Genomic DNA, 16,708 nt, shown 5'->3' with positions numbered 1-16,708 from the left:
CAACCGCGACCAGCACGAGGTTGCAGGTTCAACGGCCCGAACTCATCGACACAGACCACCCGCCCGTCCGCGGGTCGATGGTCATACAGGTCCAGGATCCGGTTCATCTTCGTGGCGAACTCGGGATCGGTGCCGGCCTTCCAGGTCTTGACCGCTTGCCACGACACACCCTCGGCCTTCGAGATCTTGCGCAGAGTCTCACGACTGATCTCGGCGATCTTGTTGATAGACAGCGCTTCTCGCAGCTACGACAAGCTCCACACTGAGAACGGCCAGCCGAGGTCTCGCGGGCAGCACCGGGCGATACAGGCAATGCGTTCACGCGTTGCCCAGTCCACCTTCCTCGGTCTGCCCGCGCTCCTTTTGGGTCCAATGCCTCGAACCCCCCTCGCTGAAGTGCGGCGTGCGATCGTGGTGATGGCCTCGGCGCAACATCAGCCCGTCCCCGCGATCGCCCGGTTGATGCAGGTCAGCGAAGCCTATGTGCGGCAAGTGATCCACGGGGCACTAGGCAGGTGTTTGTCGTCTCCTCGGTGAGGTCGGTCAACGGGGCCACGCGGTGTGGGGCTTACCCGACGCGCAGGGACGAGCACTTCGCGTTGGCGTGGACTGAGATTGACTCGATGAAGTCGAGGTCACCGTCGATCGCGATAGCCCAATCGGTAGTTGGCGCCAGCCGCGGTGTCTCGCACCGCTGCCATCGATAGCGGCTCGTGCCCGCGTGGACCGGATCCAGGCTCGGTCACCGTCACACAACACCAGCGGGGTAGCTCGCACAAACCGACTCAATCAGATCGGTTACTGCCCAACAACTTTGGAATCAGACCGCTATTGTGTCACGTCTGAGATTCGTTGAAGATATTTAGCGAGTGATTCCAGGATCTCCTCCGCGGTTTTGCGCCAGACGAAGGGTTTCGGGTCGCCGTTCCACTGCTCGATCCACGCGGTGATGTCTTTATCCAGTGCCGCAACACTTTTGTGGACACCACGGCGCAGGAGTTGGTCGGTGAGGAACCCGAACCACCGCTCGACCTGATTGAGCCACGAGGCGCTGGTCGGGGTGAAATGCCTATGGAAGCGAGGATGTTCGGCCAGCCAGGTGTTGATCGCCGGCGTCTTGTGAGTAGACAAGTTGTCACAGACCAGATGGACATCGAGTTCCGCGGGCACGCCTTGTCGATCGCGATGAGGAACTTCTTGAACTCCTGTGCACGGCGGCGCTGGTAAAGCTTGGAGATCACGACCCCGTCGGCGACGTCGAACGCCGCGAACAAGCTGGTCACGGCGTGGCGAACATAGTCGTGAGAGTACCGCTCGGGCATGCTTGGCATCATCGGCAACACGGGCTGCGAACGGTCCAGCGCCTGGATCCCGGACTTCCCATCCACACACAGCACGACCGCCTTCTCCGGCGGATTGTGATACAGCCCGACCACATCGACAACCTTGTCCACGAACAACGGATCGGTCGAGAGTTTGAAACCGTCGGCCACGTGCGGCCTCAGCTCGAACTTGCTCCAGATCCGCCCGATCGTCGAGGGCGACAAGCCACTTCGATTTGCCATCGAAGACCGCGACCAATGCGTCGCGTCCACCGGCTTCTGCTCCAAAGTCATCGTGAGGACTTCTTCGACCTTGTCCAGCAGGATCGAGGGCCGACGCCCCGGCCGCGGTTCGTCGGACAACCCCTCGAGACGTTTCTGCGCGAAACGAGCCCGCCACTTACCCACTGTCTGGGCCGTGATACCCAACTCGCCCGCTACAGCCTGGTTGGATTTGCCTGCCGCGCAACCTAATACGATCCGGCAACGCTCCGCAAGCGCCTGCGAGGACTTGGCTCGACGCGCCCACCGCTGCAACATTTCATACTCATCACCGGTCAACACGATCTCGGCCACCGGCCGCCCACCACGATCGCGATCGCCCAGCCCCTCCAAGCCCTCGGCTGCGAACTGCCTACGCCATCTCGCCGCCGACCCCACCGAGACACCGACTTCCCGCGCAGCACCCGCATTCGACATACCCTCAGCGCAAGCCAGCACGATCGCGGCCCGTTGCGCCTCACGCCGATCCGACGAGCCCGCCCGACGCACCAGCTCCGCACGCTCGGCGTCGGACACGACGATCTCAACAGCAGCAGGCCCACGATTCGACACACAAACAGGCTAACAATTTAGCTGACTTATTTCAGGCGCGACACACTAGACTCGGCGAAGCGCCCATTGAACACAACCAATTTCTTGTGCCCGAAAGCCCGCCTCGCACATCCTAAAATAGAAAATCCAACGGCGAAAATCGTGCCTTTTCATTCCACCGCTACACAGATGACCCTCGGCGGCTTGGAGGCGATCGCCCCACAGCTTGAGCGTCCGAGCATAGTCGTGGCCCAATTCCATTGAGTATTCAAGCCTGAAACCTGCGCTCGCTGCAGCCGAATTCACTATTTGCTTAGATAGGATCTGACCTCCGGGGAATATGTTTCGTCGAATCCATGTGTCACGCCGACCGGACAGAACCATCCGGGCATGGCTTGAGTATATGAATTGCAAAAAGAACACACCATTCGACTTGAGTCGATCCGATGCTGATTCGAAGAATTCGCCTATATTGCCAGCGCCGACAGCCTCTATCATCTCGATGCTAACTATTCCATCGTAGATGCCCGTAGCGTTACGGTAGTCACACTCCAAAAATTCAACATGCAACCCCTCGTCGGCCGCGCGCTTGCGGGAAAAATCGATCTGGTTTTTGGCCGGGCTCACCGCTACCACATTAATACCACGCCGTGCCGCCGCCAGGCTGCAAGCTCCCCAGCCGCTCCCAATCTCAAGGAGTGTGCCTCCCTGCGGAACGGCAGTTTTATCGATAGCTGTGGCAATCTTGCGGGCTTGTGCTGCGCTCAAAGACTCATCGTTCGAGGCAAACATAGCTGAACTATACGTGAACGACTCGTCAAGTATGTGAGCGAAAAATTCGGCAGGAACATTATAGTGAAAAGACGCGTTGCCTTTCGCCTGCTCTACGCTGTTTTTCATAAACCTACCGCGACCTTCAAGGATTCGAGCGGCAACGTGACCCAGAACTGAGCACGACAGTCTTTGTAGGAGTGCTGCGTACGGCACTAGAGCTGTCGCAAGGTCGTCACTATCCCACTCGCCAGCGACGTATGCGTCTGCTGCGCCTCGGAGTCCATTTTTTGCCAAGCGGCGAGAGAATTCCTTTCTATCCAAGATGCGAATGGTAGGTCGACTAGTTTCGCTTGAGTTGTCGCCCAGAAGGCTTCGATCTACACCCTGGACCACAACGTCCAAGTGGCGACAGAGTCGGAGAAATGCGGATTCAGCAATACAGTCAGCTAGCTGGCTATACCAACTCGAAGAACTCAATGCCGGGTTACGCACCGAGAGGCTGTTACCAGTGTTTTCCATAAGCCGCTCTCCTAGCGAACTATTTCATTGGCATTCGATGTGAATCACTTGGTTCCTGCGAGGGAAAAATAGATTTGGAGGCCAGTGAGGATGACAGGAAGAATAACAGCGACAAAGAAGGCGGGCAGCTCGATACGATTGATCACCCTGAGCGGTCGGACTTCGACTGTCCTGACTTCCTGTATTATTTTCCGCAACTCCTCGCCCTGGATTGCTGTCAGCGGTCCGGTTGTTGTCGCGGCCGCCAGGAGCTCGGAGATGCGCCGTTCCTGTGCCGCATCAGACATGCCACGAAGCGCGTACATAGGGCCGAGCGTGACAGTCGGCAACATGATTGACCAGATAACGAGCACCGTAATAACCCAAGGAACGTTCTCTATCCCGAATGCCAGTAGAGTTATCGACATTGCTATGCCATGCATTGAAAGTGACATGAATATGGTTCTATAAACGTCCGTCACGCCACGCCAACCGTACGCACCGTCTCGATCGATCCAATCGATGTCGAGATCCGCTACGGCAGTAAATCCGTAGAATGTCCAGACGGCAACCAGCCCTACAAGATTCTGAACAAGGACGAGAAACATCCCGATGCCCATCAAAGCGAGATAAATGAGCATTCCACCTGGATGATCGATACTCGCCCACCAGGACTCATACGAGCGCTCGACCCAAGTCGAAAGTTCGGCCGCAGGCACATCGCCAGAGTAGGCCTTGAAGATGCCATTCTGGTTCGCACCGACAACGAGGAATACGGCAACGAAAAAGGATCCCACTGTTATCAGCCAAAGTCCCCAGTGGCCAGCGCGTGTCATTCCAGCATTCGCGCTTTCAATCAGCGCGTGAAGGCGAGTTGCAGCCGTTGGTCTGCTATTCACGCAGCGTTCGATGAGTAGCATCTTGTGCAAACGACTGTAAATAGGAATTGACTTCGGCTTGAGTGCGCCGCTATCAACGAGCGCTGGGACCGAAAGCGCTAGCAGACGCCACTGCTTATGAACTACCGGAATTGTCAGACAAATGACTGATATGAGAATGATATGTGTAAAGTCGCGCAAGAAGGGGAAACGAGGTGAAGACTTGGTTGATTGACCAAGATTTAGGCTCGCTTTTGTATCCCGATAGATCTGGAAGTCACTAATACTGCCAAACGTCCCTTGCTGTAGGGTCACACTTACAAGTATGCAATAGACCACTGGTAGGACAAGAAGAAGGGGCCACGATGGCCAAGTTGACGTTTTCTTTAAGGGCGGTACTGTCAAAAACGGATCAAAAATAGCTGGGGGAGTTCCGGGTGGCGTCATCGATAAACTTTCTCAACTATTCAGCGATAGAGAGGATCGAGCTAGCGAGGTCACTCGGTCGCTCAAGCATTGGCATGTGCGAACACCGTTCGAGCACGATCTCGTTTTTTATGTTCATAGTTTTACGCAGTCTGACATAGTCCGCGTCGGTTGACATCCGATCGGCCTCACCACGAATAATTACCGTCGGAGTACCGACCTGTTTGGCCAGATTTTCGAGATCGACCGAATGTGCTGCAAGAAGAACCCTCAGCAGACGCAAGGTATTCCTGAATCCGCCCACATAGGAAATGGCGTCTTGCAGCGCTATTACGTCGAGGGCGACTGGATCGGTGGCGTACATGCCCATCGCTTGCTTTCGAATTCGTGGTGATCGCAAAAGTCGCCGAGAAATGGAACTCGGGATCATCGCCCCCGCGAACAGTGCCAGTGTTGTTCCTAGCAGGGCGGGATTCCGAAGGCCAGCTTGCGGGCTTGTTAGTACTGCCTCGACGTCAAACAATACCGGATCAATCAATATCAGAGTTTGAACAAGGTCTGGACGCTTCGCTGCCATTTGCAAAGTGACGAGCGCGCCCAATGAATGACCAATCAGCACTGTTCCACTAACCCGAATTCGATCGAGAAAGTCGATAGTCGCGTCCGTGACAGACTCGAGGTCGTACGATCCGCGCGGCAATAAGCTTTCTCCGGAACCCGGTAGATCCAACGCTATGGTCCTCCGATTTTCCGCGAGTATCGGCGCAACAGAATTCCAAAAGTCTAACGATGTTCCGACACCGTGAATAAGGACTATCTCCGAAGTATCACTTGGGCCGTCCGGTAGGTTATCGTAATAGCGTATTCCGTACATGACTTTGGTTGGAAGTCGCACGCTTGTTCCTTCTTGCGGTCGTAAAGGTGCATCATCAGTCGGTAATCGTTTTGCGTATGCGACTTAAAGGGGCAGGCCCGTCAATAGTCACGCCGTCTCAGATTCGGGTAAGTCTTTGATGGTCAAGAACTGCGAAGAGTTTATGTTGCGGTCGATGAAAACTCTATCGGCTGGCCTTTCGGAGGATCGAAGCCCGCAGCCTAACTGGCTTCGTCCGCCTGTATTGCGACTGACTGCCGTGAAAACTCGCTGCTAGTGCCATGTCCAACCGTTCCATTGTTACCGCTACTTTCCAAAGCGAACAGCTTGCCCCGCCATTGGAACCTTGCAGCGGCAGTTTGTTAGTCGACTTATCCGAAATTCCTTTCCCCACTACTCGAATCCGCTTCTGACCTGGTCCGGGTTCCAGCTCAGATTGACGACCCATGCTAACCATCAGATCGCGTGAGCGCAGCCGGAATCGGAGCATGTCATTCGAATGGTGTACATGCGCAGTCAGATTCAGTTGTTCCCGAAGCGCACCGGGTGATGTAAACGGTGACCAGGGTCACGGCGTTCTTGTCTGACATCAGCTGACCCTGCGGTTACAGCACGAGCGACAAGCCGATCCGAATGCGGGCGGGCACAGGCACCTTCAGATCTCGATGAAGGTTCCTACACCCAGAATCGCTCCCGGAGCGCCCGTGCCGCCCACACAGTTTCTCTGACATCCCAGATCCCCGACCTCCATCGACACATCGGTCGCCGGAGACACCCATTGCGAGTCCAAAGCCGTTGTGGCGTAGCCGAACCGAGGTGGCCTGCGCTAGAACATCGAGCATCGTTCTGGCGCGGTAGGCCTCTACTGTCGCGCGCAATGCGGTCGGCCACCTGGCGCAGTGACACGCGGTTGTTGCCGAATCGTCAGCCGAGATACGGCGCGCTTTGCTCCTCCAGGTAGTGGGCCAGCCTGAGTCGCTGCGTGTGGTGCATATCGAGGCCGTGGGGCTGCTGCAAGGTCAGGTGACTGTGTCACCTACACCTGCAGCGGCCCCAAGCGCCGTGAATGTCGTTCGACAGGAACAGTTTTCGGTGTCGGGCTCGGCGGCGCTGTCGGTCGAACGACTGATTTCGCGACCACTGCGTAGATGCAACTATCGAGGCGTGATAACGAGGAGTATGTTTCGCGCAGTAGCTGTTTCGACTTCGGCGGTGGCAATGGCGATGTTGTGGCAGGTGCCTGCAGCCAACGCTGACGTGGTGCCGCAGCACGCGGCGCCGCCCTATGAGGGGTCGGTTCGGATATCGACCGTCGCCGGCGGTTTCGTCGATGTTCAGATCACCGGGCGCGGTCGTGGCTGGGCCTACGATCAGCATCGGCCCCAGTATTGTCAGGTGTCGGTCGGGGAAGAAGGTCGGATGATCCCGATCGATTCCGCCGGCAACGGGTCAGCTCGTCTCGGTCCGCTGAAGAACGGAACGTACTCGGTTTCGGGGCGTTGCGTTGACCAGGAACACATGACCGGTTCGAACCTGTTGAACCGCAACATCGACATCGTGCTCGATGGCCAGCCGACCGGTGCCGGATCAGGCGGATCGACACCCATTCCCGCACAACGGTCGCCGCTGGCTCAATCGCTGAGCAGCTACTGCGATTCGACCGCCGACGCGATCAACGCGATCGGGATGGCCGGCTTCCTTTTCACCCCGGCGGTCGGTGCGGCTACCTCGCTCGCGGCGTTGGGCGCCTCGGCTGCGGTGCGCCTGGAATGCCAGGCGCAGGCGGCGGCGCTCGGTGACCAGAGCACTGCTACCGACCAAGGGTGTCGCAACCTCGAAGACTTCGCTTACGCGGTCGTCGAAAGCGTTGTCGGGAACAGATTCCCACTGTTGGGCGGGCTGCCCCTTCAACAGTTCATGCCCTCGGCCTGTTCGCTCGTCTGATTGGCACGTGACAGTAAGGGACGTCCTGGCATTCCCACCGCTGGAGCCGAATCCTCTGGCTCCAGCGGCGAGGGCATCCGCAAAGTGTCACGATCGCACTGCCGTTGGTCGAGCACGATCGGACCGTGCAGAGCACGGAGTTGCAGCAGTGGCTATTTCTGCTTTCTCGGTGCCGCCTTTTTCGCAGTCCTCCGTTTCGGGGGCGAGGTATCGGCTCCGAGAACGCGTTCGGCGAGGTCGCGCCAAGCCGGTTCGTTGACGCCGTGCCGGTCGTCGGTCCACATCAGCAGGCCACGCGGACCCGCCACGTTGTCCTCATCGTAGGGCCGGAATCCCTGATCGATGTACCACCGCTTTTTCTGCTCCCATTCGCGCTCGTAGCGCGGGTTGTGCATCAGACCGAGATGTTCCCAGATCACCTGTTCACCTGTCAGGGTGTCGATGGTGAAGTCGGGGTATTTTGTGGTTCCCGAACTGTCGCGGAGCGCCCGCTCGTACTGCCAGCGGCCCGGCGCCAGTTGCTCCAGGATGCTCGCGACGATGACTTCGTTCTTGCTGCGGACGAGTACATCGCCAGGAGCCACATGGATCAGGTTGGCGTCGTAGCGGCGAAAGCCGTCACGAACAGCCACGTCGCGCGGCATAGGCGGAACAAAGAGATCGGTGAGGCGCCGGGCGGTCTCGGACTCGGCGGGTGATGTCAGCGCCATGAGATCGTCGACATCCCCCTCGTGCATGATGACCATTCGCTTGGTCTGTCGGGTCAGGGCGGTGTACAGCAGTTCACGACTGACCCTCGCCCTGGCAGGCAGCACGAGGAGCGTGGTGCCGAACTCCGAGCCCTGGGACTTGTGGACGGTGACGGCCCAGGCCAGCTCGAGCCATGGGTCCTCGGCATCGGTTGGCCGGTAGCCGTAGGTGAACCCCGGTTGCGAGGAGAACTCCACGTTGGCGTACTTCGGGGACGGTCCGACCCGGCTCACGACGACCCCGATCTCACCGTTCGCCACATAGTTCAACGGATCACCTTCCCGCGGGTACGCCTGTATCTTGTTGCGGTTACGGGTCTGCATCACCTTGTCGCCGTAGACGATTTGCTCGGGCCCGATCGGTTTCGGTGGCCGGTTTCCCCACCGGTTCGACGCCCATTGCAGGTCGCCTCGACGGTATGTCCGCTTGATCAGGCGGTTCAGCTCCACAGTGCCGAACTCGCGAGACCTGGTGGGCGACAGGATCTGCCAATCCTCGCAATGGACTCCTGCTCCATCATCGCCGGTGGGCCAGTCGATGTACTCGCCGTTCGCGGATGGTTTGGCGCCGTAGGTGAGTTTGAAGGCGCGTTCCTTGTTGGTCTTATCGGTGAGGTGCAACTCCTGCTCGAGCACCTCCATCAGCGTTGTGGCGATCTGTCCCTCGCGCCAGGACCGGTACGAGAGCGTCGCGTCGGCGGTGCCGGCTCGCAGCTTCTGCCAGACAGCCTCGGCTGCACCGGGAAGATCGTCGCCACCGAACCATCGTGCCAGCGCCAGGTCGTCACGTTCCCCCTCGCCCGACTGTCGCTGGCGGCGGGTCACGGTAAGTTCGACGTACCCCGGTTTCACACGCAGGCCGTTGTCGAACGACGGAGGACGCAGCCATTCGATGAGGTCGACGAAGGGGCGGCCCGGTCCTAGAGGAGGCAGCTGCCGTGGATCGCCCACCAGGACGAGGCGTTTGATGCTGCGAAACGCGCTCAGGGTCGCCCACAGCATCTCCTCGGTCAGCATGGAAGCCTCGTCGATAACGACCAGGCCGGCATCGACGCGGTGCTTCTGGTCGACCTCGACGTACCGATGTGAACTCGGATCGAACCCCTTCTTCGGCACCAGGAAACTTGCGAGCGTCTTGGCTGGCCGTTTCACCTTGGTCTGCAGCTGCACCCGGGCCTTGCCGGTCGGAGCCAGCAGCAGCACGCCGTCATTGTGCACCTCTGGGATGTCGGCTAGTGCGCGCAACAGGGTGGTCTTGCCGGTGCCCGCCGAACCCACCAACACGCTGAGCCGAGCGCTGAACAATTCGGCCAACCCAGCAGCCTTCTCGCTGCGGGCCAACTCCTCCTCGCCATCGACCACTACCGATCGATCCGCGTTGTCGAGCACGGCGTCGATGGCTGCCCGTGGGTCGAATGAAACGCTGAATCGGGTTGCCTTGCGCCGTATTTCGAAGTGATGGCGCAGCTGGTCCCGGGTGTCGGCAAGATGGATCAGCTTGTAGGCGGGACTGCCGTCCCCGAGCTCGGCGGGCGCTAGGGCGCTCCATTCGTCGGAATCCTCTAGCGATCGCGCGTCGAGTCCGTACGAGTTCACGAGTGGCATCGACACCGCGCAGGAACGCGTCACCGGGATCTCGGCGGCGAGAGCGATGACCTGGTCTTGCCCGGCTATGGTGTCGCCGTCTTTGGCGAGGCTCTCAAGGACATCGACCATCAGCGCCTCGACGCGCCGACGGTCGCCAGGATCGGCGAGTGCGGTGCGCGCGGCGATCAGATTGGGCCACAGCACGTGTGGCGACGGAAAACAGGCGCGATCGACGGTTGCGAAGGTGATGTGCTCCGGGCTGCGGTAGGTGCAGGTGGCCGCGAAGTACGGGTTTTCGAGCAGTTCCTCCGGGGTGACGGGGACCGGGCTGTAGCCCTCCATCACATTCTCGACCTGTATCCGCGTGACCTCCATGGCGGACAGGATCACCAGCGCGTCGCGCGTCGTTTCATCCAACCCGCGCCATGTGCGCCCGACCGAAGGGGGCATATCCTCAGACAAGGATCGGCCGAGCGTCGTTGTCGCGTCGAAGGCCACCACTAGGGTCTTCCACGGGTCGTCGGTCTCCGATGTCTCGGCCAGTATTGTCCGCGCGACGCGGTGGGCATGCTCGACACCCAGGTAGCCAAGAACCGAGGCGAGACCAGGTGCGGGCCCGCGCAATCGCCACAACCGTTCGATCTGTCCGTCCAGCCAGTTCAGGCTGGACTCCTTGATCGTCAGCCCGAGTTGACGTGCGCCGTCGGCGGCGGAGCGCAAGTTGGCCAGGGCTGCGATGGCCGTGTCGTCGGAAACATGCTCAGTGACATACGAGAACTGGACATCGACATCCGCAGGGGCCCACGCCAGTGCCGCCGAGACGTCTGCCCCAGCATCGAGCAGCCCCACCAGTTCTTGATACGGCATCAGAATGCCGTTGTCCTGAGCAGGTCGCAGGCTGTGCCGAACGATCGTTTCCCACATCGAGGAATCAAACGGCTGCTCGCCAGACTGGTTCCACATCGACGGCGCCTGCACGTCGGTGATCACGGCCGCTCCCACGAGGAGACGCTGGGTGCTCGCGTCCTGGAGTGGTGAGTGCTTCAGATAGATGAAGACCAAGCTTTGCTCGGCTACCACATCCTCGAAGAACTGGTTCATCACCGAGCGCTGGTTGCGGCTATCCATCATCCATCCGCTGGGGTAGCTCAACAGCTTCTCGACCCGATCCTCCAGAGCCGGATCGTACTCCGGGCACCGCTCCCACAGTTGCTCCTCGAAGGTGACCCGGCTCAGCCACCGGAACGGGACCGCCTCGAAGGCATAGCCGGGCACCGCCAGTGGCGTCGGTCGCAGATGCTTCTTCATCATCTTGTTAGCCGCATACGGATGCTGCTTGACCACCCGGTAGCCGTGTGGCGACATGAACGTCGACCGCTCACTCAGGCATGGCAGCCGGTTCTGGTCGACCTCGGCGAGCGGTAGACCAGCGACGTCGCGTTCGTACTCGTCGTCGCGCTTGTCACCAATATTCGTCAGGAGTAGGCATGAACCGTTGTCCATCGGACTTGAGCACACCTGATCGTTCCAGGGCTGATCTCGCCACGGCACACGCATCGAGAGATGCCGGACACTGCGGTGAGTCTGCGGAGTCACCCGGCAATAGTGTCACGAAAGTCCGACAGCGAGAACGCCGCAGCACGTGGAAGGGGCTGCTGCACGATCCGTACCAATGGCTGCTATTCGAAGCCCGGTCCGGCGGGTACGCGCCATGGCGCGCCAACCGCGATATCTTGGAGGCTCCTTAGCTGACGAGCATGGGCGTCGGAAGGCGCACCGCGCTGATCCGTGTTCGGTGTCCTCGGCAACCGGGTCCGTCGCGCTCGTGTGGCCAAGGACAAGAAGCCGATCGCCGACGGTGCCCGGACAGCGTCTGTCGGCCGGATACTGGAAGCTGAAAGCTGTGGGCAGCGCCCCACAGAAACCCCACACTTTTGACCGGAATCAATACGAATTTCTGGGAATCATCCGACGGTGACGCGGCGCTGGGGCGCTCTGTCGGCAGCTTCGCGCAGATGCCGAGCGATGCCTGGCGACGGCCCACTTCGAAGGGCGATGAGGTCGCCCGGAGGTGACAACGTGGGCCTGTCCGCACCGTGCACGCGGGAGAGTGTGACACGTTGGGCGACGGAGCCCCCTCCCGAATGTCTGTCACGTCGATGCTGGGCCTTCTTCGGTGGTCAGTTGTGCAGGCACGGCCGCACCTTCCTTCCTTGCGAGATGTGGATTAGCGCAAGCGGGCGGCACGCACTGTTCCTGTCGCCGGCGCGAGGCTGCTTGTGCCACTTGCTAATGCGGTCAGGAGTGCCTTCGTCTATCTGCTTGCTGTCTGGGCGTGGCTCCATGGGACGAGATCTGAAGCGCCTAGGGTGGATACCGCCCCGCGACGTGGCGGCGGCGCGTGGGTGCACCGGGGAAGGACTCGCCTCGACCGGAGACCGGTCGAGGCGAGTCGAATCGCTCCGCGGCCAGAGGATCGGTAGCCCCGCGTATCGACAGTTGTGTGATCAGGCGAGCGAACGTGGCTGGCCGCAGCCCGGAGAACAACTCCACCATCACCGGGTCAGCTGCCGAGAGCACCACCGGTGAGACGATACCTGCTGCTGCTCAACGACTTACGGGACATCCCTTAGAATCGTGCGTCTCTCGCTGACCGCGAGCGAGCGCAATGCCTGTTGGGTAGCCGTCGAAGCGCTGCACCTGCTGACCGACGTATTACGCACTTACGACGATTGGTCTGGGTCGCATCTCTCGGACCTGTTCAACGGCTGACCTTGAGGTCGAGATGCCCGCTTACCGGAGGTCGAGGAAGGATCGCTTCTCGACCTCGGTAACTAGGGTTCCGGTAGTAACGGCGCAGAAACAACGAAATTTGTATAGTTGCCGGCCGTACGGTTCGTGGTGCGAGGCAATGTGATTGGTGCCGCCACGCCAGCACATGACACGGTATGACCGATCATGGCTTGCTTCAAAGGCACCTAGGCCAGCCAGTCGCCGATGCCTGACCAGGCCATTTCCAGCTCTCGCGCCCTACCGGGTATAAGGCGTATTCGGCTTGCGACGGCGGCATGAACGGCTCGCATCAGGTTGATGCCGCCCTCCTCGTTCAACTGTTGGCCGATCTCCACGGCGCGAGCGCGATCGTCTCTGAGAAAGCTCCGCGTAGTGCCGATCGTGACCAGTTCCTGCACGACGGCGCTGTCGATCAAGCCAGCAGCGGCCTCGAGCACCGCTTCATGTGTGGTGCCGTCGTGGTACGGGATAACAATTGTGCGGCCGACACGTTGCTCGATGACGTGATCTCCGATTCGGTGGATTAGCGTGCCGTCAGCGAGATCCCACACTCGTATCTCATCGCCTACTAAGCCGCTGCCGGTGATTGCGACCGGTCGCCCGTCGATCTCGGTGCATGCCACCGCGGTCACCTCTTCGGTGTGGCCGCGCAGGGGTTTGCCGATCGCGGTGCCCGCGTCTAGATCCCAGAGCCGGACGGTCTTGTCGTTAGATCCGGTGACCGCGACCGGTCGCCCGTCGATCTCGGTGCATGCCACCGCGGTCACCTCTTCGGTGTGGCCGTGCAGGGGTGTGCCGATCGCGGTGCCCGCGTCCAGATCCCAGAGCCGGACGGTCTTGTCGTTAGATCCGGTGACCGCGACCGGTCGCCCATCGATCTCGGTGCATGCCACCACGTTCACGCGGAGGAGACCGTTCAGCCGCAGTCGCCGACCGATCGCATGCAAGCCCGTCGGCCGACAAACAATCTCCGAGACCTCGAGACCAGCAGCACGCCCACTCGGGACTTCATCGATCGCGTTGCAGGTGGCAAGGTCCCACACGCAGACCTTGTCAAACCCGCCCGTGATCGCAACCGGGCGCCCATCCAGCGCACCACACGCCACCGAAAAAACTAACTCGCTCTTGGCTTCAGGGGCTTCGCCGATCACGGTCCCGGTCTCTATATCCCACACGCGCAGCTCCGTGCAGCTGCCGACTGTGACTGCAACCGGTCGGCCGTGCACATCGATGCACGCCACCGAGTACACGGCATAAGTGTGCCCGCGCAAGGGTTCGCCGATCGGCGAACCGGTGGCTAGATCCCACACCTGCACGGTCTGGTCACTGCTGCCAGTGACCGCGATCTGCCGCCCGCCTAGCTCAGTGCACGCGACCGCGGTGACACCGCCAGAGTGGCCAACCAAGTGTTCACCGATCGGTGAGCCGGAGGCCACGTCCCAAATCCGCACGCCGGCCACGGTGCCGACCAACGCGACACTCCTGCCGTCGAGCACACTGCACGCCAGCGAATACAAGTACATGGCGCAAGCGTATTCATCCACTGCACTTCATACAGCTCAGAGCGTGGACGGCCAGGCGTGTTTTCATCCGCGAGTCTATCGAGTAGCCCACGATCCGGTTCGAGAGCACGTCCTTGATGGCGCACAGATAGAGCTTCCCTTCACCAGTGTGGTGTTCGGTAATATCGGTGAGCCACAACGCATTTGGTGCCTCAGGCGGTGAACTTTCGCCTGACGAGGTCGTAATGAACGGTGGACCCGACCGGCTGTTCTTCGTTGCGCATTTCTTGCCGAAACTGCTCCACCATTGTTGGTCGAGCAGATCCGCCACGCGGTCCGCGAGGCCATCGGCTGGCCCGCGTCGGCGGCCTCGTCAGCGAGGAATCGATACCCGAACTCAGAATCGTCGCGGTGAGCGTCGAACAACGCGTTGGCCCGATACGCGTGCGCGAGTTCGGCACTGGTGACCGGATCGGCGAGCCACCGGTTCTGGAAGCCCTAGGTGGCGCGCCCCCACAGAAACCCCACACCGGGAATCAATGCGAATTCATGCGAATCGATGAGAAGTGTCGCTTCGCGAAAGTGCGTGGTGCTGAGCACTATTGGGCGCTATTGGGTAGGGTCTGGACAACTGGAACCCTCGCCAGGTGGTCGCAGGTTCATGCAGTCAGCCCTGTCGGCAACTTGTGAAAACTGACCTCGGTACCTCGACGCTTTCTCGCTGCAGTCGATCCTGGTCCGCCAAAGCACAGCCGGACGTCAAATCATCACTCGGTGCCCCTTGATCCCCTGAACAACCCATCGTGATCGGTGTTGGGTGGCAGGACCATCACCGCTGTGGGTGCATCGACGACAGTCTCGGGTCCGCCGCCGCTGCACTGCGCGCACCGGTGCCACTCTGCTGCAATCTGGATTTGGTCGGGGCACTGCACTTGTTGGGTCGACGCTGCACGGTGACGGGCTTGCGTGACTGAGAGTTCGTTGAGGATGGTGGAGAGTTCCACGGACAGCTCCACGCCCTCGTTGATCAGTGCTGTGATCTCGTTGATCAGGGTCCGGATTCGTTGCTCGGATCTGTCGATGGGCTTGTTGTTGTGTTCGAAGATCGAGCTGGTGCCACAACCGATGCAGCGGTCACGTCCGATCGAGTGAACGATGGCGTTGCGCTGTTCCGCGATGGTTTTGACTCGCAGCAGCCACACTCGCATATCAGCGGGAAGCAGCGCTGGGTATCGGTTGTCCACGCCCAGTAGGTCGTTGGCGAGCTGGCCGGTCGTCGACCGTGTGGATGGCTCTATGACGGGTCCGTAGCGAGTGACGGCCTCGCGCATTTCGGCGAGCAGTACGCTCAGCGACGCGTCACAGAGACCAACTCGCCCACGAGTCCGCCCATGTCATCGGCTCTCACCATGTCCCTCACGGTAAGCGGGTGCAATGTGGGCACTTCGACCGGCATCGGTGGGACGGTCGACTGTTGTCGAGGGCCCAACCCGCTTGCATCGCCGACGGTTGTGGCTGACCTCGGAAGAGCCGTGTCGGTCGAGGCTGTCGCGGCGGGGATGTGTGCGGTAACGCGCAATTTCGCCGGGGCTCCGTTGCCTCTGGTCGTCGACTCTTCCCTGCTCGGGGTAGAGGCAGCTCGGTGGTGGCGGGCGATTTGAAGGAGGGCTCCCGGAGAAGTCATCCACTAGTGCTATGAAGGCTTTTGGATGTGGGGATCTCTAGTGTTTCCGGTTGGCGCCGTTCGCCGTGCAATATACGTGCAATAGTGCAGCCCAATGTTGCCTATCGGTGCGTACACCTGCGTGATCGCGATGGCGCGCAAAGTTCCTGGTAGATGCCGATTATTCGAGGTGGGGGCGGGTTTCGGTCTACTGGCGTCTGCCGGTTCGAAACCAGCTGGGACCACCATAAACTGCAGGTCAGAGCCTTTTTGGTTTCGGCCGTGCAATATACGTGCAATAGCGTTCAGTGTCGTGGGGCTTGCATGCTGACGTGCAGAGTTACCGTGTGTGCTCGAGAGTGCGCTGATGCGTGGTGCCCGTCACAATCGCTATCGACTGCCCGCTCCTCTCGGTGCGTTGATGCGGGGCAACTTCAGCCGGCGAACTGCCGTGGCTCGGCGCGAATGTGTGACGAATTGCGGTGTGTCCCAACATATTCCGTTGGATCGGTCGCATTGCTGCGTTTATGTCGTCGATCGCTATCTGGATCTGCTCTCGGAACCCTCCGTCGAGCGTCGGCACGTCGGCTCAACGTGCGGCCGCAGGCCTTCCGGCGGCATGCTGGCTTGAAACCAGCTGGGACTAAGCATTAGGGCCGGTCGGGCATGTTTTTCGTGGCGGCCAACCGTTTTCGTGCAATACGAGAAGGATCGCTGCCCGCGGACCCGTAGTGTCCAGAATTTGATAGGCGATATGGAACCGCACGGTATGTGATTGCAGCCATGCCACCTAGGTCATGTCTCCCAATAGCTTCAGCCATTCGACCGTGAGGGCCATGACGAACCCGGCCCGGTAAGTGCAGGCCAGCTTGTCATAGCGAGTTG

General features: G+C 60.2%; 8 protein-coding genes and 1 pseudogene. 1 reads left to right on the top strand and 8 read right to left on the bottom strand.

From position 1 onward, the window contains the following. Positions 1-828: 828 nt before the first annotated feature. From ACFWPK_RS28510 to ACFWPK_RS28495, 4 genes and pseudogenes are all read right to left on the bottom strand, one after another. Positions 829-2,156 (bottom strand): annotated as a pseudogene (locus ACFWPK_RS28510) (IS630 family transposase). A gap of 45 nt (positions 2,157-2,201) precedes the next feature. Continuing rightward, positions 2,202-3,035: a class I SAM-dependent methyltransferase gene (locus ACFWPK_RS28505; protein ID WP_378920923.1), complete on the bottom strand. Its 834-nt coding sequence runs from the start codon at positions 3,033-3,035 to the stop codon at positions 2,202-2,204. Between the two features lie 437 nt (positions 3,036-3,472). Further along, on the bottom strand, positions 3,473-4,600 hold the full coding sequence (locus ACFWPK_RS28500; protein WP_378920921.1) for a hypothetical protein: 1,128 nt from the start codon (positions 4,598-4,600) through the stop codon (positions 3,473-3,475). A 148-nt stretch (positions 4,601-4,748) separates the two neighbouring features. After that, on the bottom strand, positions 4,749-5,606 hold the full coding sequence (locus ACFWPK_RS28495) for an alpha/beta fold hydrolase (protein WP_378920919.1): 858 nt from the start codon (positions 5,604-5,606) through the stop codon (positions 4,749-4,751). A gap of 966 nt (positions 5,607-6,572) precedes the next feature. On the opposite strand from ACFWPK_RS28495, the gene ACFWPK_RS28490 reads away from it, so the two are divergent. Continuing rightward, the gene (locus tag ACFWPK_RS28490) at positions 6,573-7,529 is read left to right on the top strand and encodes a hypothetical protein (RefSeq protein ID WP_378920917.1); all 957 of its coding nucleotides are present in this window, start codon (positions 6,573-6,575) and stop codon (positions 7,527-7,529) included. Positions 7,530-7,681: 152 nt separating this feature from the next. Here ACFWPK_RS28490 and ACFWPK_RS28485 read toward each other — a convergent pair whose 3' ends face one another. The 4 genes from ACFWPK_RS28485 to ACFWPK_RS28470 form a co-directional block, all read right to left on the bottom strand. After that, positions 7,682-11,368 carry an AAA family ATPase gene (locus tag ACFWPK_RS28485; RefSeq protein WP_378920915.1) on the bottom strand — a complete coding sequence of 1,229 codons (3,687 nt, stop codon included), beginning with the start codon at positions 11,366-11,368 and terminating at the stop codon, positions 7,682-7,684. A gap of 1,475 nt (positions 11,369-12,843) precedes the next feature. After that, positions 12,844-14,181: a WD40 repeat domain-containing protein gene (locus tag ACFWPK_RS28480; protein ID WP_378920913.1), complete on the bottom strand. Its 1,338-nt coding sequence runs from the start codon at positions 14,179-14,181 to the stop codon at positions 12,844-12,846. Between the two features lie 13 nt (positions 14,182-14,194). Continuing rightward, positions 14,195-14,491 (bottom strand): DDE-type integrase/transposase/recombinase, encoded by a 297-nt coding sequence (locus tag ACFWPK_RS28475; protein ID WP_378920911.1) that lies wholly within the window; start codon positions 14,489-14,491, stop codon positions 14,195-14,197. Positions 14,492-14,927: 436 nt separating this feature from the next. Continuing rightward, a complete protein-coding gene (locus ACFWPK_RS28470; RefSeq protein ID WP_378920909.1) occupies positions 14,928-15,491 on the bottom strand; it encodes a hypothetical protein in 564 nt (187 codons plus the stop codon). Positions 15,492-16,708 lie beyond the last annotated feature (1,217 nt).

The organism is Nocardia sp. NPDC058519, assembly GCF_042719755.1.
Classification (GTDB): Bacteria; Actinomycetota; Actinomycetes; order Mycobacteriales; family Mycobacteriaceae; genus Nocardia.
Note: the sequence above shows the minus strand (reverse complement) of the source record. Positions and strands in the feature narration are given on the sequence as shown.

Bases quoted from the DNA above. Each gene is read 5' to 3' on its own strand.
- ACFWPK_RS28470 (WP_378920909.1), bottom strand. From the start codon at position 15,491: ATGCGCGAGGCCGTCACTCGCTACGGACCCGTCATAGAGCCATCCACA.
- ACFWPK_RS28485 (WP_378920915.1), bottom strand. From the start codon at position 11,368: ATGGACAACGGTTCATGCCTACTCCTGACGAATATTGGTGACAAGCGC.
- ACFWPK_RS28505 (WP_378920923.1), bottom strand. From the start codon at position 3,035: ATGAAAAACAGCGTAGAGCAGGCGAAAGGCAACGCGTCTTTTCACTAT.
- ACFWPK_RS28480 (WP_378920913.1), bottom strand. From the start codon at position 14,181: ATGTACTTGTATTCGCTGGCGTGCAGTGTGCTCGACGGCAGGAGTGTC.